The organism is Hyphomonas sp. (assembly GCF_965284475.1).
GTDB lineage: Bacteria > Pseudomonadota > Alphaproteobacteria > Caulobacterales > Hyphomonadaceae > Hyphomonas.
Map to the genome: position 1 here is coordinate 2,223,868 of NZ_OZ260087.1, position 18,805 is coordinate 2,242,672.

The following is an 18,805-nucleotide window of genomic DNA, read 5'->3' on the forward strand; positions in this document are numbered from 1 at the left end:
TGTCAGGCGGTTGGGAGTTTACCCCCAAAGGCCGGGCAGGGGTGGTTCGACCCATCCGTCACGGTACACGAGGCCGCCTTCGACATCCTCGGCCAGCCAGAGCGGCCCGTCGAGGTCGGCTGCGTCGCAAAGCCCCGCCAGCAGCACGGCCGGGGCCATCGAGATGGACCCCGCCACCATGCAGCCCACCATCACGCTCATGCCGCTCGCCTTCGCCGCACGCACCATGGCCAGCGCCTCGGTCAGACCGCCGGTCTTGTCGAGCTTCACATTCACCGCGTCATAGCGCCGGGCGAGGTGCTGGATATCGGCCGATGTATGCGCGCTTTCATCGGCACAGATGGCAACCGGGCCGGGCCTGCGCTCCAGCGCGGCATCGTTGTCAGCGGGGAAGGGCTGTTCGATCAGCACCACGCCGAGGTCAGCGGCGGCCCGCGATATCGCCGGGAACTCTGCAGGCACAAGGCCCTCATTGGCGTCGACAATCAGCCGCGCGTCCGGACGCGCCAGGTGCACCGCCTCGACGCGTTTCAGGTCGTCCGCGCCGCCGAGTTTCAGTTTCAGCAAACGGCCCTGAATGGCCCGCGCAGCCTCCGCCATTGCCTCGGGCACATCCAGGCTGACGGTCACGGCGGTTTCGACAGGCTTCGGTTCGGGCAGGCCGGCCAGTTGCCAGACGGGCGTGCCGCTGAGCTTGGCTTCGAGGTCCCATAGCGCACAATCCAGCGCGCAGCGGGCCGCGCCTGCGGGCATGCGGATCTGCAGTTCGTCGCGGGTCAGGCCTCCCTCAATCGCATCGCGCATGGCCTCGATTGCGGTGGTGACGGTCTCCACCGTCTCCCCATACCGGCCATAGGGCACACATTCACCCCAGCCCGTGCCAGCCCCTTGCCGCACCCGCACCTGCACCGTGTCGGCCTGCGTCTTGGCCCCCCGCGAAATCGCAAAAACGGCCCTCAGCGGTGTGGAAACGGGGGTAATGTCAATCTGCCGGGTGCCCATGCTCTATCCTGATAGGTGAAATTTGTTCCATTCCGGTGCCCATGCCTTAAGCATGTTTTGCTAGGCAAGTCAGGTAGTTAGACTCTGATGGCAGTTACAGTTTCCCCCGAATTCGCACTTGATGAAAGTGACGAACGCTCGGTTCTCCGGCTCACCGGGGACTGGACTGTCGCGCATGTGCAGGATGTCGACCAGGCCCTGCGGGATATCACGCCTCAATTCCCCCTCAGCATCGACGTGTCCAGCCTCGGCCAGCTCGATACGGCCGGCGCTTTCGTGCTCGACCGAACGCTGCGCGCCGCCGGTTCGGCCGAGGACGGCGTGCCGGATATTATCGGGGATCATCCCACCGCGCGGCGCCTCATTGCGCAGGTCCACGCCGTTTCTGCGCCCCTCCCTCCGGCCGCAGTACCAGACCATGGCGTCTACGCTCTTCTGGAGCGCACCGGCGAGGGCTTCATGGACCTTATCTCCGAGACGGTCGCGACACTGGCATTCCTCGGCGAGACCCTCGTTACCTGCGGGCGCCTGCTCCTGCAGCCATGGAAGCTGCGCTGGACCAGTATCGTGTCGGTGATGGAAGAAGCCGGTCTCGATGCCTTGCCCATCATCGCCTTCCTCTCCTTCTTCGTCGGCATGGTCGTCGCCTATATCGGCGCGACAACGCTCAGCGACTTTGATCTTGAAATCTACACGGTCGAACTGATCGGCTATTCGGAACTGCGTGAGTTCGGCGTGGTTCTCACGGGCATTGTCCTGGCTGGCCGGACGAATTCGTCCTTCACGGCCCAGATCGGCACGATGAAGATGCGCCAGGAAATCGATGCGATGACCACGCTGGGGCTCAAGCCCATGGAAGTGATTGTCGCCCCGCGCGTCATCGCCATGGTCCTGATCACGCCCGTGCTCGCTTTCGTTGCGATGCTGGCGGGCATTTCCGGCGGTATCATTGTCGGCTGGCTGTCGCTCGACATCAATCCGGCTGTCTTCATCGATCGCCTGCGCAATTCGGTGCCGATCGACCAGTTCTGGGTCGGCATGTCCAAGGCGCCGGTCTTCGGCCTTGTCTGTGTGCTCATTGCCTGCCGTCAGGGCCTGAGCGTTGGCGGCAGCGTCCAGTCGCTCGGCAGGGCCACCACGACTTCGGTCGTGCAGGCCCTGTTCGCGATCATCGCCATCGATGCCCTGTTTGCAATTTTCTACATGGAACTCGGCATATGACCGCCGAACCGATCATCCGCATTCGCGACCTCAAGACTGCCTATGGCAGTCATGTTGTCCACGAGCATCTCGACCTCGACATTCGCCGCGGTGAAATCATCGGCATTATCGGGCCGTCGGGCTGTGGTAAATCCGTGTTGCTGCGTGCCATTGTCGGCCTCAAGGAACCGGCTGCAGGCAGCATTGAAGTGTTCGGCAGCCGCCTTGAAACGCTCGATCCCGAGGAGCGCCGCGCGATTGAGCGCCGCTGGGGCGTCATGTTCCAGGATGGCGCCCTGTTCTCGAACCTCACGGTGCGTGAGAATGTCATGGTGCCCATGAAAGAGCACTCGGACATCAGCCCCCGTTTGCGGACCGAACTGGCAGACATGAAGATCCGGCTTGCAGGTCTTGAGCCGGAAGCAGGCGACAAGTTCCCGTCCGACCTGTCAGGCGGCATGCGCAAGCGCGCAGCCCTCGCGCGCGCACTGGCGCTGGACCCGGAACTGCTCTTCCTCGACGAACCGACCGCAGGCCTCGACCCGATAACCGCAGCCGGGTTTGACGAACTGGTGCGCCAGCTGCAGCAGGCGCTGGGGCTCACGGTCTTTCTTGTTACGCATGATGTCGATACGCTGCACGCAACTTGCGACAGGATTGCCGTGCTCGGAGAGAAACACGTTCTGGCCCTTGGAACGATTGATGAGCTGCGAGAGTTCGACCACCCCTGGGTGCAGGAATATTTTGGCGGCCCGCGTGGCCGTGCCGCCACCGGACACTAGAATGGAGACCGGATATGGAAACGCGCGCTAATTATGCCCTCATCGGAGCATTCGTTCTGATTGCGGGTTTCGCCATTGCAGGTTTCGTCATGTGGCTCGGCCAGTCGCAGTTCCGGCAGGATTTCAAGGCCTATGACATCGTGTTCGAAGGGCCGGTTTCGCTCGAGGAAGGCTCTGCCGTGCGCTATATCGGTATCAAGGTGGGGGAAGTGTCGACCGTCCGCATTGACCGTGCGGATCCGTCGAAAGTCCGCGCCCGTATCCGCATTGATCGCGAGACGCCCATCAAGCAGGATTCGACCGCCTCGATCCAGCTTGCGGGCATTACCGGTATCACCTTCATCCAGTTGACCGCCGGCACCGGCAAGTCGCTCGAAGCGCGCGCAGGTGAGCCAGTACCTGTCATCCGGGCCGAGCGGACTCAGCTTGACCAGCTCTTTTCAGGCGGTACGGAAGTGCTCGGCAATGCCAATCGAGCAATCCAGCGCGTCAACCTGATCCTGACGGATGAGAACATTGATGCACTGGCGACATCCCTCAGGAATATCGAGACAATCAGCACCAAGCTTGCCGCCCGGGATGGGCTCGTCGACCAGGCCTCGACCACGCTGGCCGATATGTCGAGCGCGAGCAACCGTTTCGAGGCCGCTTCAGCTTCACTGGAAAAGGTCGGTACGACAGCTGACGCGCGCATTGCGGGTTTTGCCGACCAGATGGACATGCTTGTCGGCGATGTACGAAGCGTTGCACAGTCGGCGCGTGACACGATTTCAACCAGCAACCGCGCCGTATCGGCTGCGGCCGATGCCATTGAAGGCCCCGCGACTGAAGCCATCCAGGATGCTCGCCTCGCCAGCCAGGACCTGCGCGTCCTGATCAACCGGCTTGACCGCATCGCCCGTGAGGTCGAACAGAACCCCCAGGGCTTCGTCGTCGGCGATCCCATTCCTTATGAAGGAGGCCGTCGATGATCCGCCGTTTCGCCCTGATAGTCGCTGCAGCCAGCCTGGCGGCCTGTGTGTCCGTCCTGCCGGAACAGAAGGCGCCGGAAGGCCTTTACCGTTTTGGTCCGATGGAAGCGCTGCACATGATCGATGCGTCGGTCGTGATACGAGAACCGGAAGCCTCCCGCCTGTTTGGCGGGCGGGCGATTGCATCCGAAGATTCCGCCGGTGCCTTGCGCCTGGTAAACGGCGTCGAATGGTCAGACAGTGCAACGCGCATGATGCAGGTCGCCCTGCTTGACACACTCGGTGGAGAGAATGGTGGCGTCGCCGTCGCTTCTGACACAGGCGCGCCAACAGACTATGAACTGGCCTGGCGGATTTCCGATTTCACGCTTTCCGGTACAACGGCGCGATGCCGTATCGAGGCGACTCTCCTGGAAGGGCGTTCCCGCAAGGTGCTTGCCCAGACCAATGTGTCAGCCACCGCAATTGCACTCGATTCAGGGAACGCTGCACGCGCAATGGCCCTGACCGATGCGGGCCGGGCCTGTGTCAGTGATATCGCGGCCTTCGTCGCCGAGAAAGCCAACGCGCCGGAACCGAAATCCTGATATCAGCCAGTGCCGTCAGCACCTGCCAGTCGCTTCGTGCGCACGATGGCCGCGACCAGAACGACTCCGGCCAGCGCTTCGACCGCAAACGGCACGAAGGGTGTCGCGAGGCTGATCACGGCTGCCACCGGCAGGATCGCTGCATTGGCTGTGCTCAGGTAAAACTGGTCACGCACCAGCCATAGGCCTGCCAGATAGACTGTGACGGGAATTGCAATTGAAAGGTGGCCGACCAGGGCAGGCACGTGCGCGTGATGTGTCAGGATTTCGACCATCACCGCAAAACCGGCACCGGTTGCCGCGCCTGCCGCGAATATGAATACATGCCCATAGCCCCAGATAAAGACGCGATTCGGGTCCCGCGACTGCAGATGGTCCTCACGCGAGAAGTAAAGCCACCAGAGCGAAAAGGTGATGACTGCCGCGCTGGCCGCCAGCCGGATCAGCTCTGCGTCCAGATGCCCGCCTGACACGGCCGCATAGATTGCATGCGAAATCGCCAGCAGCATTTCGCCCAGGACGATGATGTTGAGCAGGCCGTAGCGTTCGATCATGTGGTGGCGGTGCCAAGGTGTCATGTTGGCCTTTTCAGCCCAGAAAGGCACGGCAATTTCGATGAGGATGCCAAGACAGAACAGGGCGATCATCAGGCCGGTCCACTGCCAGAAGACGATGCCGATCAGTATCCAGTAGATCTGTGCCAACCCTATGCCTGACGCATAGCGTCGGCACGTGGCTGCGTGGGTCGTATTGTTTTTGGCCGCTGCCAGCCACAGCCACACCATCGCCAGTCGCATGATGACATAACCTGCCACAACCAGCGTGAGTTCATGCGCCACCATGAATTCCTCGACACCGGCCGCCAGGACCAGCGCGCCGGACAGGAAGACAAATGTGGCCAGCTTGAACTGCGTACTATCGTCGTCATAGGCTGACGCAAACCATGTATAGTTCATCCATGCCCACCAGATGCCGAAAAAGGCGAGCAGGAATGAGAGGATGGCTTCCTGAAGATGGGCTTCGGCAATGCCGTGATGCAGTCCCGTGGCAGCGGCTGCAATCGCGATCACTGATGCGAGATCAACGAACAGTTCCAGCGGAGTCGCTGTCCTGTGCGCCTCGCCCGGGTCGCGTTGCTTCAATGCCCTGATCATGTGTCCCATCCCGTGAACTGGAAGCGGGACAGCTCTAAAGCGCTGCCCGGGGCCGATCAAGTGCAATCGGCCCCGAGAGAGAAGGCCGGGCCTTAGCCCGCTTTCATTTCGTCGAATGGCAGGTCCTTGTCGACGCGCACATCCTGGGGCAGGCCCAGCACGCGTTCGGCGATGATGTTCTTCAGGATCTCGTCCGTACCACCGGCAATCCGCAGGCCTGGAGCCCACATGAAGCTCTGCTGGAAGATGCCGTCGCCGGGCATCGTCTCGGTATCATTGATGATGCCGTAATGGTCCTGCATCTCGATCGCCGAGTTGCAGATATCCTGCAGATGATTGGCCGTGATGATCTTGCCGATCGAGTTTTCCGGACCGGGCGTCTGGCCGCGCGAAAGAGCTGTCTGCGTACGGAACTTGGTCAGCTTGTAACCCTGTGCCGCGACATACCAGTCAGCGAGTTTCTCGCGAAAGGCCTGATCGGTCATGGCGCCGGATGTCTTGGCATAGTCCATGATCTCGCCCCAGTCCGGGCCGGGTGAACCGCCGACGGCGAGGCGCTCGTTCATCAGCGTCACGAGGGCGACTTTCCAGCCGGCGCCGACGTCACCGAGGCGGTCAGAGTCCGGAATGCGCACATCCGTGAAGTACACCTCGTTGAACTCGCGGCCACCGGAGGCCTGGTGGATCGGGCGGACGTCAACGCCCTTCTGTTTCATGTTCACGATGAACATGGTCAGGCCCTTGTGCTTGGGCACTTTCGGGTCGGTCCGCACGAGCACGATGCCAAAGTCGGAATAGTGCGCCCCGGACGTCCACACTTTCTGGCCGTTGATGACCCACTCGTCACCGTCTTTAACGGCGCGGGTTTTCAGGCCGGCAACATCCGATCCTGCCGAAGGTTCGGAGAACAGCTGGCACCAGATTTCCTCGCCCATCAGGGCTTTCTGGACATAGCGATCCTTGTGGGCATCGGAGCCAAACGCGATGACGGTTGGTACGCACATGCCGAGGCCGATGGCGAAGGGGCCGGTCGGTGCATCATACCTGGACTCTTCCTGTCCCCAGATAACGGCCTGCATCGACGTGCCGCCGCGCCCGCCCCATTCCTCGGGCCAGGTGATCTGCGCAAACCTGTTCTCGGCCTTGATCTTCTGCCAGTCCTTGGCGCGTTGCAGCGCGTCCTTGCCTGACCCGGCGCGTGGACGCGCGCCCGTCTTGGGCTCCAGGTGCTTGTCCAGGAACGCGCGCGCTTCGGCGCGGAATTCGGCTTCTTCCTTGGTATCGTTGAAGTCCATGTGTCTGATCCTTCCTTACGCTGCGTTCTTGGTTTCGATGGCGCGGACAAGTTTTTCTTTCCACACCTTGGGGCTGCCGGCCTGCACGGCGAGCAGCTTTGCCCGCCGGTAGAAGAGGTGGCAGTCAACTTCCCAGGTAAAGCCCATGCCGCCATGCGTCTGGATATTCTCCTTCGAGGCAAACCAGAATGCTTCCGATGCAGCGACCCGTGCGGCGGCAGCCGCTTCAGGCAGCTCTGCCGCATCGGTCGACACGGCCCATGCACCATAGAAGCAGTTGGAACGGGCAACTTCGTTCTTCACATACATTTCGGCGAGCTTGTGCTTGATCGCCTGATTGCCGCCAATCGGCCGGCCGAAGGCATAGCGCTCCATGGCATAATCCTTGGCCATCTCGAGGCAGCGAGACGCGCCGCCCAGCTGTTCGAAAGCCAGAAGGACAGCCACCCGGTCCAGCAGTTCGTCGTTCAGGCGGTCGCCATCGCCGGCCTTGCCGAGACGCGTGGCTGGCACCTTGTCAAAGGTCAGTTCCGCATGGCTGCGTGTCGGGTCGAGTGTCGAGAGAACCTTTTTGCCAACTCCATTTTGAGACAGGTCGACCAGAACCAGGCTCGCGCCTGCGCCTTCCTTGGCCAGAACCACGGCGTGGGTGGCAACATCACCGTCCGTGACTGGCACTTTCAGGCCGCTCAGCGTCTTGCCGTCAAAGCTGGTTTTCAGCGATCCGGCATCCGGGTTGCCCGGTCCTTCGCTGGCTGCGTAACAACCGACGACATCGCCGGAAACAATCTTGGGAAACAGGTTGGCCTGTTGTTCTGCCGATCCGGCGAGTTTGACCGCTTCGGTAAAGAAATAGGCGGTGGACGCGAATGGAACCGGCGCCAGGACGCGGCCCATCTCTTCTGCCAGCACGCACATTTCCAGCATGCCAAGACCGAGGCCGCCATGTTCTTCCGGGATCGCCGTGCCCAGCCAGCCCATCTCGACAACCTTCTTCCACACACCTTCATTGAAGGCTTTGGAGTCATCGTTCAAAACAGCGCGGACTTCAGCCATGCTGCACTGGCTCTCAAGAAATTTCCGCGCCTCGTTGGCAAGAAATTTCTGATCCTCTGAAAAATCGAAATTCATGTCTGTTTGCTCCCTGGCTTCCGCGTGGAAGCTCGCCTTTTACTTGGAAAGCAAGATAGCGTCCTTTACGTGCGCGGAAAGCCGTGACCCAGCGGAAATTGCGATCTGTGGCGCGACGTCAACCGCATTCCGTCAAATTTCACTGATCCGCTTCAGCCGGATTAAAGCAGATTACGGCATGATGGGTGCTTCAAAGTTGGGGTTACAGTGCATGGCCAAGGCAATCTTTCACAAGGCTCAGCGCGTGTTCGTGAAGCCTGTCGGTACATGGGCGCTCGTCGAGCAGGTCATTCCCCACTGGGTGAAGGACGTCGACGAGCCGCTGCGCATTACCTACGATTGTGGTTTGGGCCGCCGGTTCGAGGCCTTTGAACTCGTTTCCGAACAGGTGATGCACAAGCATCACCGTCCGGAGGAGGAAGATGATGACTTCCTGCTCGAACGCTGGCGGATTGATCGCAAGATCATCAAATGGCGCGTCGATACGACGACCGGCATGGATCCCAATCCCGGCACATTTCCCGTCATTGTCACCGATGACGGTGACTGGGGCGGCTGGCGTGTCACGGGCAGCGAGTATGATCGCGACCCGCAACGCATCGAGCATCAGGCCCGGATGATCGTCCACACACCCGAACTGATGCGCATCGCCCGAAAACTGGCAGATGCTGCAAGCGAAACCCCGGACGAGCTGCCGACCGAAATCGCGCAACTGTCGCAGCGTTGCAGCCTGATCCTCCGCCACGTCTTCCAGACCGATGAAGTCAGCCTGGAGGCTGCGGCCGAATAGGCCCGCATCACCGCCCGCGCGACAGCCTGATCACGATCATGGCCAGGCCTGCACCGAGGCAGGCGCCCAGACCATTGGCACCAATATCCAGCAGCGACGGCGTGCGCCCGGTACCGGCAAGGGCCTGGGCGACCTCGAGAAATGCGCCATAGCCGACCGTCAGCAGAATCCCGGCGAGCCGTCTCTGCCGCCCCAGCCAGAAGCAGACGCACGCTGACAGGGCCGTATAGGCGATCACATGCTGGATCTTGTCACTGAAATGCACCTGCGGCAGGTCTTCGCCCGGCAACACCGACAAGACGGCAATTGCGGCTGCGACCAACAGGCCAGCCAGGCCGGCAAGGCGCCGCGCGAGCACAGTATTCAGTCCTGACAGTATCCACGTCATGCGGCGTTCATTCCCCGTATCAACTGCAGGTATGCCTCCGTCTGCCCCTTGGAAAGGCGCGCGTCCATCCCGATCTGGATGGGGCAAACCCTCGACGCGGCCCGTTCCAGCACGTATCGAGATATCTTCCCGTTCCCGCTTCCCGGAGACATCATGCGCACTGAAACCCCTATTGCCGTCAAACTTGCTGATTACACGCCTTATCCGTTTGACATCGAACATGTCGACCTGGCGTTTGACCTTGATCCTGACGCAACCAGGGTAACAGCGACGCTCAAACTGTCTCGCAAAAGCAAAGGCAGTGCCCCCCTCGTCCTCGACGGTGAGGCGCTGAAACTGCTTTCCATCGCAATTGACGGCCGGGCGCTCACGCCATCCGACTATACATTGACCGACCATGACCTGACCCTGGCTGACGTGCCGGATACGTTCGAACTCAGGACGCAGGTCGAGATCGCACCCTCGAAGAACACCGCCCTTTCGGGGCTCTACATGTCCGGTGGCCGCTTCTGTTCGCAATGCGAGTCCGTCGGTTTCCGTCGCATCACCTACTATCCCGATCGCCCTGACGTGATGAGCCGCTTTTTCGTTACCGTCACGGCTGACAAGGCCGCCTGTCCGATCATGCTGTCGAACGGCACACCGGGCGAGGTGACCGATGCGGGCAACGGGCGTCACAAGGCGACCTGGGACGATCCCCACAAGAAACCCTCCTACCTCTTCGCATTATGCGCAGGCGACTATGACGTGTATCGCGACAGCTTCACGACGATGAGCGGCAAGCAAATCGACCTCGCCATCCATGTCGACAAGGGCGATGCCGACCGTGCCGCCTGGGCCATGGACAGCCTCAAGCGGTCCATGGCCTGGGACGAGGAAACCTATGGCCGGGAATACGATCTCGGCGTGTTCAACATCGTGGCCGTGCGCGACTTCAATTTCGGCGCGATGGAGAACAAGGGCCTCAATGTCTTCAACTCGGCCTATGTGCTGGCTGACGAGGATTCGGCAACAGATGCCGATTTCGAAGCCATCGAGAGCATCGTTGCCCACGAATACTTCCACAACTGGACCGGCAACCGTATCACCTGCCGCGACTGGTTCCAGCTCTGCCTGAAGGAAGGCCTGACCGTCTTCCGTGACCAGAATTTCTCTGCCGACATGCGCTCGCGCCCGGTCCAGCGGATCAAGGACGTCATCCGCTTGCGCGCCCGCCAGTTTGCCGAGGACGCCGGGCCGCTGGCCCACCCGGTCCGCCCCGCCAATTATGGCGCAATCGACAATCTCTATACCGCCACCGTCTACGAGAAGGGCGCCGAGCTGATCGGCATGCTTCGCCGCATGATTGGCCCGGAGGCCTATCGTCAGGGCATGGACCTCTATTTTGACCGCCATGACGGACAGGCGGTTACGATCGAGGAATTCTATGCCTGTTTCGCAGACGTGACGGGAAAGGATTTTGGCCCCTTCCTGCGCTGGTATGCGCAGGCCGGCACGCCGCAGGTAACGGTCGAGGAAAGCTGGGACGAAGCTGCCGGTGAACTCACCATCAAACTGGCGCAGGCCACGCCCCCCACACCGGGCCAGCCCACCAAGAAACCTGTCCCGATCCCGCTCGAACTTGCCCTTCTTGATGGCAAGGGCGGAACGGATGCATGGATGACCGTGCTCGACACTGCAGAGACAACGATCACGCGCAAGACTGATGGGGGCCGTCCGCTGCTCTCGGTCAATCGCGACTTCAGTGCCCCGATCCGGGTCGGGCGCGACCTCACCCGCGACCAGCGCCTGGCGCTCGTCGTGGCCGAGACGGATCCCTTCAACCAGTGGGAAGGCGTCCAGACCCTCGTCACCGAGGAAATCCTGAAACTGTCCGAAGGCAGCCAGGCCCAACCGGACAGCGACCTTGTCGCCGCCGTGGCCGAAGCCATCGGCAACGCATCGGGCGATCCGGCCTTCGCCGCATTGTTGACCCGCCTGCCGGAAGTCGGTGAACTCTTCCTTGAGCGAAAGCCGGCCGACCCCGTCGCGCTGCATTCCGGCCGCAAGCGCCTCCAGGCCGCCCTCGCAGCCACGCTTGCGCCCACAATCGCCACCACGCTCGCCGCCCCGTCACCCACCCCCTACCGCCCCTCCGCCGAACAGGCCGGGGTGCGGGCCCTGCGCGGTGCCTTTATCAACCTGCTGGGCGCATCAGACGATGCCGATGCCCCGAAAACACTGCTGTCGCTGTACAGGCATGCCACCAACATGACCGAGCGCCTCGCCGCGATGCGCGCGTTGACCATGAAAGGCCAGTCAGCCGAGCGTGACGAGGCCCTGGCGGACTTCGAGCAGAACTGGAAGCATAATCCCATCGTGATGGACAAGTGGTTTGCCGTTCAGGCAGGGCAGGGAACTGCAGCAACTGTTGCAGAACTGGCGTCCCACCCGGACTTTGACCTGAAAAACCCGAACCGCGTTCGCGCCGTTGTCGGCGTGTTTTCGACCGCAAACCTTGCCGCCTTCCACGCCCCGGACGGGTCCGGCTACCGCGCCGTCGAGGATATCATCCTCAAGGCTGACGCGGCCAATCCGGCGCTCGCAGCCCGGCTTCTGGCCGCGTTCGAGCAGTGGCGGATGCTGGAGCCCAGGGCAGGCGCTGCAGCAGAGGCGACCCTGCAAAGGCTGCAGGACGCGAAACTTTCGCCCAATTCGGCAGACATTGTCGGCCGGGCATTGGGATAATTGCCATCAGGTAGTTAACGGTTTCGTCATGATCGTTAACATTTGTGCAAGGATTCCGGCTGAGAACCATAATCGGGTACATGTGCCGAATGCGCAGAGAGTGGAGCCTCCTTGGCAGGTCAACAGGTCAATGCTGACGGAATGAGCATTGCAGATCATGCGTCTGCAAGAGCTGCGTCACGACTGAAATGGACAATTCTTGGCATCATCCTGCTGATGGCCGGCGCGCTTGGTCTCAAGGGTTGGGAAGAGCGCCAGAGTGCCGACATCGCGATGCTTGCAGCCATCGAAAGCGATACGCGCACCGTTGCAGCGCGGATCGAGGGTCGCGTTGAAACCGCCGATGCCATCATGCGCCTCGTTGCGGAAGCGGGTGCCTCACGCTCCGCTGTCGCGGCTGCGACCCCCGGAATTGATGCTGTTCTGACCGTGCGTGAGGCTGATCGGTCGCCTGCGGGAAGCCGTCTCAGCGAGGCCACGCGGACGGCCACGCGGCTGCTCGCCAACAGCCATCGCTTCGGCATTTCAAGCCAGGGCGACATCGTGATCGTCTCGAAGCCGAAGACAGGTCCGCCGATGATGGCGATTGCCCCATCGGGCGCGTGGCTGCCTGCAGAGGCGCCGGGGCGAAAGGTGTCGCTTGTCCTGCGTGAAGGCACTGAATCGGGGCGGCCCGGCCTGAGCCTGGCAGACGGCCTGCAGCGGATCGCGACCGCCTGCGCGCCGCTAAATGGCAGCGAGGCCGTTCTGTGTGAATCCGCCCTGCATCCGCTGTTCACGATCGACGATCTCATACGGCTCCTGATCTTCGCCCTGCTCCTGGCAGCACCGGTACTGGCCATCATTGGACTGATGAACCGCCTGTCTCGCGAGGAGACGGCGACCATCATCGAGGAGACGCGCGACGATGAAGCCGACCGCATCATGGGCCTTGTCATGCGCGGGGCGCGGGCAGGCTATTGGGAATGGGCGCCCGGCGCGTCGTGCGTCTATCTGAGTGAAAGCGCGTCAGACCTGTTTGGAATTGAGGATTTCGGCCTGGTCGATAGGCATGAATTGCTCCTGCATGTTCACCCTGAGCATAAGGCGCGCATGATCGAAACGCTGGAAAAGGCACGCGATATCGGCTGGATTCAGACGAGTTTCCTGACGGTTTCCCAGCCACCACGCTGGATCGAAATGCGCGGCAGCATTTCCAACGATTCAGATGGCCATCCGACGCTCTTCGGCGGGATCGTTCTCGACATTACCGAGCGCAAGCAGTCGGAAGATCGCGTCAAGGCAGCCGAGCGCCGCCTTCGGGCAGCCATTGAAGGCTTCGCCGGACCTTTTGCCTTGTGGGATCATCGCAAGCGCCTGCTCTACTGGAACCGCGCCTTTGCGCTTGATTTCGGGCTTCAGGATACGCTGCGTCCGGGCATTGCCCATGATACGGTTGTCATCGCGCGCGCCGTTGCGGTGCGCAGCGAAAAGCAATCGACGGAAGACCCGCGCACGACCCTCATTGAGTTGCAGTCCAATCGCTGGCTCAAGGTAGTCGAACGCCCGACCCCTGATGGCGGCCTCATCACGGTTGGCGTCGATGTGACCGAGAATGTCCAGAATGAAGAGGCGCTCCGCCGCCAGAAGCAGAACATGCGTAAAGCCGTTCTCGATCTGGAACGGTCCGAAGGCCGGGCCGGCGAACTCGCGCGCCGCTATTCGGAAGAGAAGTCCAAGGCCGAACACGCCGCTCACACCAAGTCTGCTTTCCTTGCAAACATGAGTCACGAGTTGCGCACGCCGCTCAATGCGATCAACGGCTTCTCGGAAATCCTGGCGCATGAGCTCTACGGCCCCCTCGGGGATGCCCGCTATAAGGGCTATGCCCACGACATCCTGACATCCGGCCAGCATCTGCTCGACATGATCAATGACATCCTCGACATGGCAAAGATCGAGGCTGGCAAGATGACGATCAACCCGCAGCCGATTGACCCGGTCGATCCGGTCGATGCGGCAGTCCGCATGATCCGGCGCAAAGCCGAGGACAAGGGAATCGAGATCGTGCTAGATGCCCAGCCCGGTTTGCCGGACATGGACGCCGACCACAGGGCCATTCGCCAGATGGTGCTCAACCTTCTGTCGAATGCGATCAAGTTTACCGATTCGGGCGGCAAGATCACGGCCACGGTCGAGCAGCGCGGCACGGATATCTATATCGGGGTCACCGACACCGGGATCGGCATCCCCATCGAAGACCTGCCCCGCCTGGCCAAGCCATTCGAGCAGGTCTCCGGCTCGCGTGATCGCAACTATGAAGGCACAGGTCTCGGTCTGGCGCTGACCAAGTCATTTGCCGAGATGCATGGCGGGCAGCTCAACCTGTCCTCGATAGAGGGTGAGGGGACGACCGTGTCGATCCTGTTGCCGATTTCCGGTGCGAGTGAACTGGTTGCCGGCGACGATTCCCGCGAAGTCGCCTGAGGTTTCAGGGCCGTACATTCCAATCGAGAATGCACGTTTCAGCGCCCGAGATCTGAACCGTGCCCCACGCGCCGGTCTTCAGCTTGCGGTCCAGGTCAGCAGGTGTTTGCCCCACCACATCAGGCAGGAAGCGCGCAATGCCATTGCTGGTCACAACCAGCGCGGTCGCATCCGGCCTGAGGCCCGCCGCACGCGCCAGCAGGGCGGTCCAGGCCGCACGCAGCGCGTCCGGATCGACATGCCATCCCGGCGGCGGCACCGCGTGGCTGTCCCATGCCAATATGGCGTCGGCGCCGATGCGCCCGACGACTGCCTCTTCGGTCTGGTTCTCATCCGGCCCATAATCGATCTCTGTCAGAAACGGCAGAATCAGCAGGGCTGGCGCGCCAGCCTGATGGTCCAGGATGGCGCGTGCCGTCTGCCGGGTGCGTTGCAGAGGCGAACAGAAGGCAGCGGTAAACGGCGTGTCGCGAAAGTGTGTGGCCAATGCCTGCGCCTGTTGCTGTCCGGATGTCGACAGGGGCAGGTCGGTGCGGGCGCCGACGCGCGTGGGCGTATCGCCCGCATCGAACGTGTTGCCATGCCGCAGGATGATCAGGCGGGCCAGGTTCAGTCCTCCGCCGGGTCGCCGTGTTTTGCAATCAGGCGCTCGGCGAGTGCCACGTCCTCCTGCGTATCGATACCCGGAACCGCAATCCGGTCAGGCTCGACCTGCACGCACTGGATCGACATGCCGTTCTCGAGCAGACGCAGCTGTTCAAGCCCTTCAAGCTGTTCGTAACGACCTTCGGGCAGGCTGACATAGCGGCGCAAGGCATCGCGCTTGAACGCATAAAGCCCGATATGGCGGCATACGGGCGACAGTGGGCCGGCAGCGCGCAGGGCAGGTTCCCTGCGCATGGCTGGCAGCACGATCTTTGAAAACCACAGCGCCCGGCCGTTTACATCATGTGTCAGCGTCGTCCCGGAAAACGGCGTGTGCTGCTTGTGCTCTCTCAGCGCGTCGAGCGCGTCCCAGCTGAGCCGCACATAGGGCGTTGCGGCGTCGGCGCTGGATGCCGCAGCTGCTTCAGCCACCGCGATGATATGGGCGGCCGGCGTAAAAGGTGAGTCGCCCTGCAGGTTGACGATGATCTCCGGTTCGGCCCCGAGGGCCTCAGCTGCCGCAAGCGCGCGGTCGCTGCCCGAGGGCAGGGCGGGATCGGTCATCACAACGGGAATACCACGCTCGCGGCAATGCGCTTCAATACGCGTATCGTCTGTCGCCACGACACAGGCCGCCTCGGGCAGCGCCCCGGCCGCCTTCTGAGCCATGTGTGCAACACGGCTGACCATGGACTTGCCGGCAATCAGCGTCAGCGGCTTGCCGGGAAAGCGGGTCGAACCATACCGGGCCGGAACAACGATCAGCGTCTTCATCTGTCAGCCACCTTGCGCGGCCTGGAGCTGGCGCGGTGCCGCACTATCGGCGTCACGCATGTCCTGCATCAGGCCGATCAGCGGGGCGACCCATTGCAGCGTCTCCTCGCCAACACCCTCATCGCGCAGGAATTCGGTGAATGCCGGGATCAGTTCGGCGTCGCCGCATTGATCAACGGCCGATTCAAGTTCCGGTACGACGATCGTTCGGAACGTATCGGCAAATCTCCGGATCTGCTTTGTCTTGGACGCCAGCTGTATGGCAACCAACGCATCGAGCTCGCCATCCTCGTCCTGCAGGCGGCGCAGGTCATTGATCATGCCACGATTGTTATAGGCAAATCTGTTCAGGACCTTTTCGGTCCTGTAATCAACCCATTCAGCGGTGCAGGGCTCAGGTTCCATTGAGGCGCACGCTGCGAGGGCGGCAAGGCCGAGGCTTGCGAGGGCAATTTTGGGAGTCATTTGGCGCGTCCATCCAGACCTGTTCGAGAGCCCCGCACACTAGAGGCCTCCAGCCCCGGCGCAAAGGGTGTAATGGCCGGCACACAGTATTCGGCCCCGGCGATGGGGGTCGCCGGGGCCGTGAGGTCGAGCCGAAGGGGAAGGGCTCGGGTCTAGTGTTTGCTGATCTCGATCTTGTGCCTGGACGCCAGCTTGCTGGTGAAAGACTGCTTTTCCTTGTCGCAAAGAAGGTCGCTTTGCTCGATCGTCGCAAGCGTTTCAGGGGCACGCAGGCGGGACGCGTCACCCTCGACGCAGGCGACACGCAGGGCTTTCCCGTCTGGCGTTTCACGGCTCAGGATGCGGGTTTCACCGGTTGCCAGCTCAGCGTCGCGGCAAGACAGAGCGAGCGATTCGATCGACTTTGAGACGTCTTCGAAATGGTTCTCCATCCCATCGCCATGGGCCATGTCGAGCTGCACATCGATTTCGCGCGACAAGGCGTCTATTCGCGCTTCTGTTTCCCGATTTGCGGCGTCTGTTTCGGCGCGGTATTCGACGTCCCAATTGGCCATTTGTGCATCGACCATGTCCTGCCATGCGTCGGTCGATGCCTCGAACGCATCGGCCCATGCTTCCCACTCGGCGGCGATTTTTTCGGCTTCCTCTTCATTTTCCTCAAAGAGGAAGGCGTGCGTTTCGCCGGATTTACCACCGCTCAGTTCCATAGCGGTCGGCGCGGGTGGCGCGGCAGGCATGGGCGGTACGGGCGGCATCTCCGGAACAGGTGGCACCCGTGGAGGCACGCGTAGCTTGTGCGTTTCCTTCTCGATCAGCTTCGAGAGTTTTCGAATCCTGAGGTCGGTTTCGGGGGCCACCGGGCGGAACGGGTCGCCCAGCAGCACGAACTGACGGTCTTCCACCTTGTCGCCATCGATGAACAATGTCGAATTGTCGATTGTGATGTTCGACGTCAGGCCCGCTTCCGGTTCGCCGGCGCTGGCCGACACGGAGGCTGTGGCAACCAGGGCGGCTGATCCGAGCAGAGCTGACAGTCCGAGCCCCGCAAGGCGGCGGCGTTTGGACGGGGCTGGATAGGTCATCAGTTTCATGCGCTCCTTGAGGGAATGAGTGAGGGGCAGGCTCGCCGCAAGCGGCAGACGTTCGGGAACCGAGATGCGCACGGCTTTCAGCAGTGTGGCACCATAGGCGTGCGGGCTGGCGGCGCCGCAGCGCAACACGTCGCTGTCACAGGCCGCTTCCTGGTCGGTCCGGAACGCCTCACGGGCAATATAGGCCAGCGGGTTGAACCAGAGACATGCGACAAACAACTCGGCCAGTTGCAGCGCCCACAGATCGCCGCGCTTCACATGCGTCAGCTCATGGGCCAGTGCGGCGCGCTGCTGGGCATCATCATAGTCGGCTTCAAACCAGGCGGGCAGCAGAACGATCGGGCGGAAGAGGCCGGTCACCAGCGGTCCGTTCGATACCAGGCTCGTGGCGATCTGCGGTGTACGCTTCAGGCCCACCTGCCGGGCAACCTGGTCGGCAATGCCCTGAAGCCGGGCGGACGGGTCGCGGCGTTCGCGGCGGATAACGGACAGGAAGCTGTGCTGGGCGGCCATGTTGCGAGCGAGAACAATCAGTCCACCGGCTGTCCAGATGCCGAGAAATATCATCAGCAGTGGGGCGCTCATATCAGCACCAGGAAGGAAACCGGCCGCCGCGTCTGCAGACGCAGGCGCAGCACCAAACACGGCGCGTACGGCGTCGGTCTCAGCGGCGAGCGCGCCGACGGGGGCTTCCATGAACAGGGGCATTTCAGTCAATGCAGCCGGCGGCTCACCTGCAGCTTTCGCCAGCGAGACGCTGGGAGCAAGGCCAAGAAGGCTGACCCAGGACATGCCGTTCGGCAGCGGCGGAAGGATCAGCCGCGCCAACGGAATAAGCCAGAGCGCATAGGCAATGCCGGGGCCGAATTCGCGTGCCACAGCCTTGCGGGTCACCAGGACCAGAATGATCAGGGCGGAAACGGCCAGAACGGTTTCGATAACCGATTTCGGGTCGAGCGTCAGATAATCGGTAATCATTTCTTGAGGTCCCCCAGGAGTTTTTCAAGCTCTGCGATGTCTTGAGGTGTCAATCCGCGGCTGTCGGCCAGATAGGCGACAAGCGGTGCTGCCCGGCCTGAAAAAACACGGTCGATAAATTGTCCCGCCGCCTTGGCCTTGTAGGCTTCTTCGTCGATTGCAGGAAAATAGAGGTAGCGGCGACCATCCTCCTGAGTCAGGGCGGCGCCCTTTTCGACCAGGCGGGCCAGAAGTGTCTTGACGGTACGGCTGGTCCAGTCCTTGTCATTGGCCAGTGCGGTGTGTACATCCGTGGCGGCAATACCGGGTTGCTCCCACAGTATGCTGAGCACTTCGAGTTCTGCGGCTGATATTTTCAT

General features: G+C 61.8%; 17 protein-coding genes. 7 read left to right on the forward strand and 10 right to left on the reverse strand.

Annotation, left to right across the window (positions count from 1 at the left end; all coding sequences use genetic code 11):
* Nucleotides 1-18: 18 nt before the first annotated feature.
* Nucleotides 19-1,002 (reverse strand): N-acetyl-D-Glu racemase DgcA, encoded by a 984-nt coding sequence (gene dgcA / locus ACQ66M_RS10990; RefSeq protein ID WP_430403784.1) that lies wholly within the window; start codon nucleotides 1,000-1,002, stop codon nucleotides 19-21.
* A gap of 87 nt (nucleotides 1,003-1,089) precedes the next feature.
* Here dgcA and ACQ66M_RS10995 point away from each other — a divergent pair, with 87 nt between their 5' ends.
* From ACQ66M_RS10995 to ACQ66M_RS11010, 4 genes are read left to right on the forward strand one after another with little or no spacing between them, the layout of a single operon-like run.
* Entirely contained in the window at nucleotides 1,090-2,223 is a 1,134-nt protein-coding gene (locus tag ACQ66M_RS10995) for an ABC transporter permease (protein ID WP_350170538.1), read from the forward strand.
* The gene (locus ACQ66M_RS11000; RefSeq protein ID WP_350170537.1) at nucleotides 2,220-2,984 is read left to right on the forward strand and encodes an ABC transporter ATP-binding protein; all 765 of its coding nucleotides are present in this window, start codon (nucleotides 2,220-2,222) and stop codon (nucleotides 2,982-2,984) included. The genes ACQ66M_RS10995 and ACQ66M_RS11000 overlap by 4 nt, the downstream gene beginning before the upstream one ends.
* Before the next feature lie 14 nt (nucleotides 2,985-2,998).
* On the forward strand, nucleotides 2,999-3,955 hold the full coding sequence (locus tag ACQ66M_RS11005) for an MlaD family protein (RefSeq protein ID WP_350170536.1): 957 nt from the start codon (nucleotides 2,999-3,001) through the stop codon (nucleotides 3,953-3,955).
* Nucleotides 3,952-4,542 (forward strand): ABC-type transport auxiliary lipoprotein family protein, encoded by a 591-nt coding sequence (locus tag ACQ66M_RS11010; protein WP_430403786.1) that lies wholly within the window; start codon nucleotides 3,952-3,954, stop codon nucleotides 4,540-4,542. Before ACQ66M_RS11005 ends, ACQ66M_RS11010 begins: the two co-directional genes overlap by 4 nt.
* A gap of 2 nt (nucleotides 4,543-4,544) precedes the next feature.
* Here the strand turns inward: ACQ66M_RS11010 and ACQ66M_RS11015 are convergent, their stop codons facing one another.
* The 3 genes from ACQ66M_RS11015 to ACQ66M_RS11025 all read right to left on the reverse strand — a co-directional run bounded on the left by ACQ66M_RS11015 (nucleotide 4,545) and on the right by ACQ66M_RS11025 (nucleotide 8,122).
* Entirely contained in the window at nucleotides 4,545-5,696 is a 1,152-nt protein-coding gene (locus ACQ66M_RS11015) for a low temperature requirement protein A (RefSeq protein ID WP_430403788.1), read from the reverse strand.
* A 92-nt stretch (nucleotides 5,697-5,788) separates the two neighbouring features.
* Entirely contained in the window at nucleotides 5,789-6,991 is a 1,203-nt protein-coding gene (locus tag ACQ66M_RS11020; RefSeq protein WP_350170533.1) for an acyl-CoA dehydrogenase family protein, read from the reverse strand.
* 15 nt (nucleotides 6,992-7,006) lie between these two features.
* Nucleotides 7,007-8,122 (reverse strand): acyl-CoA dehydrogenase family protein, encoded by a 1,116-nt coding sequence (locus ACQ66M_RS11025; RefSeq protein ID WP_430403790.1) that lies wholly within the window; start codon nucleotides 8,120-8,122, stop codon nucleotides 7,007-7,009.
* A gap of 211 nt (nucleotides 8,123-8,333) precedes the next feature.
* Between ACQ66M_RS11025 and ACQ66M_RS11030 the strand changes: the two genes are divergently transcribed.
* Nucleotides 8,334-8,912, forward strand: a complete 579-nt coding sequence (locus ACQ66M_RS11030) for a hypothetical protein (RefSeq protein ID WP_350170531.1) — start codon at nucleotides 8,334-8,336, stop codon at nucleotides 8,910-8,912.
* A gap of 7 nt (nucleotides 8,913-8,919) precedes the next feature.
* On the opposite strand, the gene ACQ66M_RS11035 is transcribed toward ACQ66M_RS11030, so the two are convergent.
* On the reverse strand, nucleotides 8,920-9,300 hold the full coding sequence (locus ACQ66M_RS11035; protein ID WP_430403792.1) for a VanZ family protein: 381 nt from the start codon (nucleotides 9,298-9,300) through the stop codon (nucleotides 8,920-8,922).
* 153 nt (nucleotides 9,301-9,453) lie between these two features.
* On the opposite strand from ACQ66M_RS11035, the gene pepN reads away from it, so the two are divergent.
* A complete protein-coding gene (gene pepN, locus ACQ66M_RS11040; RefSeq protein WP_430403794.1) occupies nucleotides 9,454-12,027 on the forward strand; it encodes an aminopeptidase N in 2,574 nt (857 codons plus the stop codon).
* A gap of 141 nt (nucleotides 12,028-12,168) precedes the next feature.
* Entirely contained in the window at nucleotides 12,169-14,493 is a 2,325-nt protein-coding gene (locus ACQ66M_RS11045) for a PAS domain-containing sensor histidine kinase (protein WP_430403796.1), read from the forward strand.
* Between the two features lie 4 nt (nucleotides 14,494-14,497).
* Here ACQ66M_RS11045 and ACQ66M_RS11050 read toward each other — a convergent pair whose 3' ends face one another.
* The 5 genes from ACQ66M_RS11050 to ACQ66M_RS11070 form a co-directional block, all read right to left on the reverse strand.
* A complete protein-coding gene (locus tag ACQ66M_RS11050; protein WP_430405160.1) occupies nucleotides 14,498-15,106 on the reverse strand; it encodes a histidine phosphatase family protein in 609 nt (202 codons plus the stop codon).
* Nucleotides 15,103-15,912: a 3-deoxy-manno-octulosonate cytidylyltransferase gene (locus ACQ66M_RS11055; protein WP_430403798.1), complete on the reverse strand. Its 810-nt coding sequence runs from the start codon at nucleotides 15,910-15,912 to the stop codon at nucleotides 15,103-15,105. Before ACQ66M_RS11055 ends, ACQ66M_RS11050 begins: the two co-directional genes overlap by 4 nt.
* 3 nt (nucleotides 15,913-15,915) lie before the next feature.
* Nucleotides 15,916-16,377, reverse strand: coding sequence for a hypothetical protein (locus tag ACQ66M_RS11060; RefSeq protein ID WP_430403800.1), 462 nt, complete (start codon nucleotides 16,375-16,377; stop codon nucleotides 15,916-15,918).
* Between the two features lie 152 nt (nucleotides 16,378-16,529).
* On the reverse strand, nucleotides 16,530-18,446 hold the full coding sequence (locus tag ACQ66M_RS11065) for a M56 family metallopeptidase (RefSeq protein ID WP_430403802.1): 1,917 nt from the start codon (nucleotides 18,444-18,446) through the stop codon (nucleotides 16,530-16,532).
* Nucleotides 18,443-18,805 (reverse strand): BlaI/MecI/CopY family transcriptional regulator, encoded by a 363-nt coding sequence (locus ACQ66M_RS11070; protein ID WP_350170524.1) that lies wholly within the window; start codon nucleotides 18,803-18,805, stop codon nucleotides 18,443-18,445. Before ACQ66M_RS11070 ends, ACQ66M_RS11065 begins: the two co-directional genes overlap by 4 nt.

Excerpts from the sequence above, each read along its gene's own strand:
- dgcA (WP_430403784.1), bottom strand. The coding sequence starts at position 1,002 with ATGGGCACCCGGCAGATTGACATTACCCCCGTTTCCACACCGCTGAGG.
- ACQ66M_RS11000 (WP_350170537.1), top strand. The coding sequence starts at position 2,220 with ATGACCGCCGAACCGATCATCCGCATTCGCGACCTCAAGACTGCCTAT.
- ACQ66M_RS11015 (WP_430403788.1), bottom strand. The coding sequence starts at position 5,696 with ATGATCAGGGCATTGAAGCAACGCGACCCGGGCGAGGCGCACAGGACA.
- ACQ66M_RS11055 (WP_430403798.1), bottom strand. The coding sequence starts at position 15,912 with ATGAAGACGCTGATCGTTGTTCCGGCCCGGTATGGTTCGACCCGCTTT.
- pepN (WP_430403794.1), top strand. The coding sequence starts at position 9,454 with ATGCGCACTGAAACCCCTATTGCCGTCAAACTTGCTGATTACACGCCT.
- ACQ66M_RS11025 (WP_430403790.1), bottom strand. The coding sequence starts at position 8,122 with ATGAATTTCGATTTTTCAGAGGATCAGAAATTTCTTGCCAACGAGGCG.
- ACQ66M_RS11005 (WP_350170536.1), top strand. The coding sequence starts at position 2,999 with ATGGAAACGCGCGCTAATTATGCCCTCATCGGAGCATTCGTTCTGATT.
- ACQ66M_RS11035 (WP_430403792.1), bottom strand. The coding sequence starts at position 9,300 with ATGACGTGGATACTGTCAGGACTGAATACTGTGCTCGCGCGGCGCCTT.
- ACQ66M_RS11020 (WP_350170533.1), bottom strand. The coding sequence starts at position 6,991 with ATGGACTTCAACGATACCAAGGAAGAAGCCGAATTCCGCGCCGAAGCG.
- ACQ66M_RS11070 (WP_350170524.1), bottom strand. The coding sequence starts at position 18,805 with ATGAAAATATCAGCCGCAGAACTCGAAGTGCTCAGCATACTGTGGGAG.
- ACQ66M_RS11065 (WP_430403802.1), bottom strand. The coding sequence starts at position 18,446 with ATGATTACCGATTATCTGACGCTCGACCCGAAATCGGTTATCGAAACC.
- ACQ66M_RS11030 (WP_350170531.1), top strand. The coding sequence starts at position 8,334 with ATGGCCAAGGCAATCTTTCACAAGGCTCAGCGCGTGTTCGTGAAGCCT.
- ACQ66M_RS11060 (WP_430403800.1), bottom strand. The coding sequence starts at position 16,377 with ATGACTCCCAAAATTGCCCTCGCAAGCCTCGGCCTTGCCGCCCTCGCA.
- ACQ66M_RS11045 (WP_430403796.1), top strand. The coding sequence starts at position 12,169 with ATGAGCATTGCAGATCATGCGTCTGCAAGAGCTGCGTCACGACTGAAA.
- ACQ66M_RS10995 (WP_350170538.1), top strand. The coding sequence starts at position 1,090 with ATGGCAGTTACAGTTTCCCCCGAATTCGCACTTGATGAAAGTGACGAA.
- ACQ66M_RS11010 (WP_430403786.1), top strand. The coding sequence starts at position 3,952 with ATGATCCGCCGTTTCGCCCTGATAGTCGCTGCAGCCAGCCTGGCGGCC.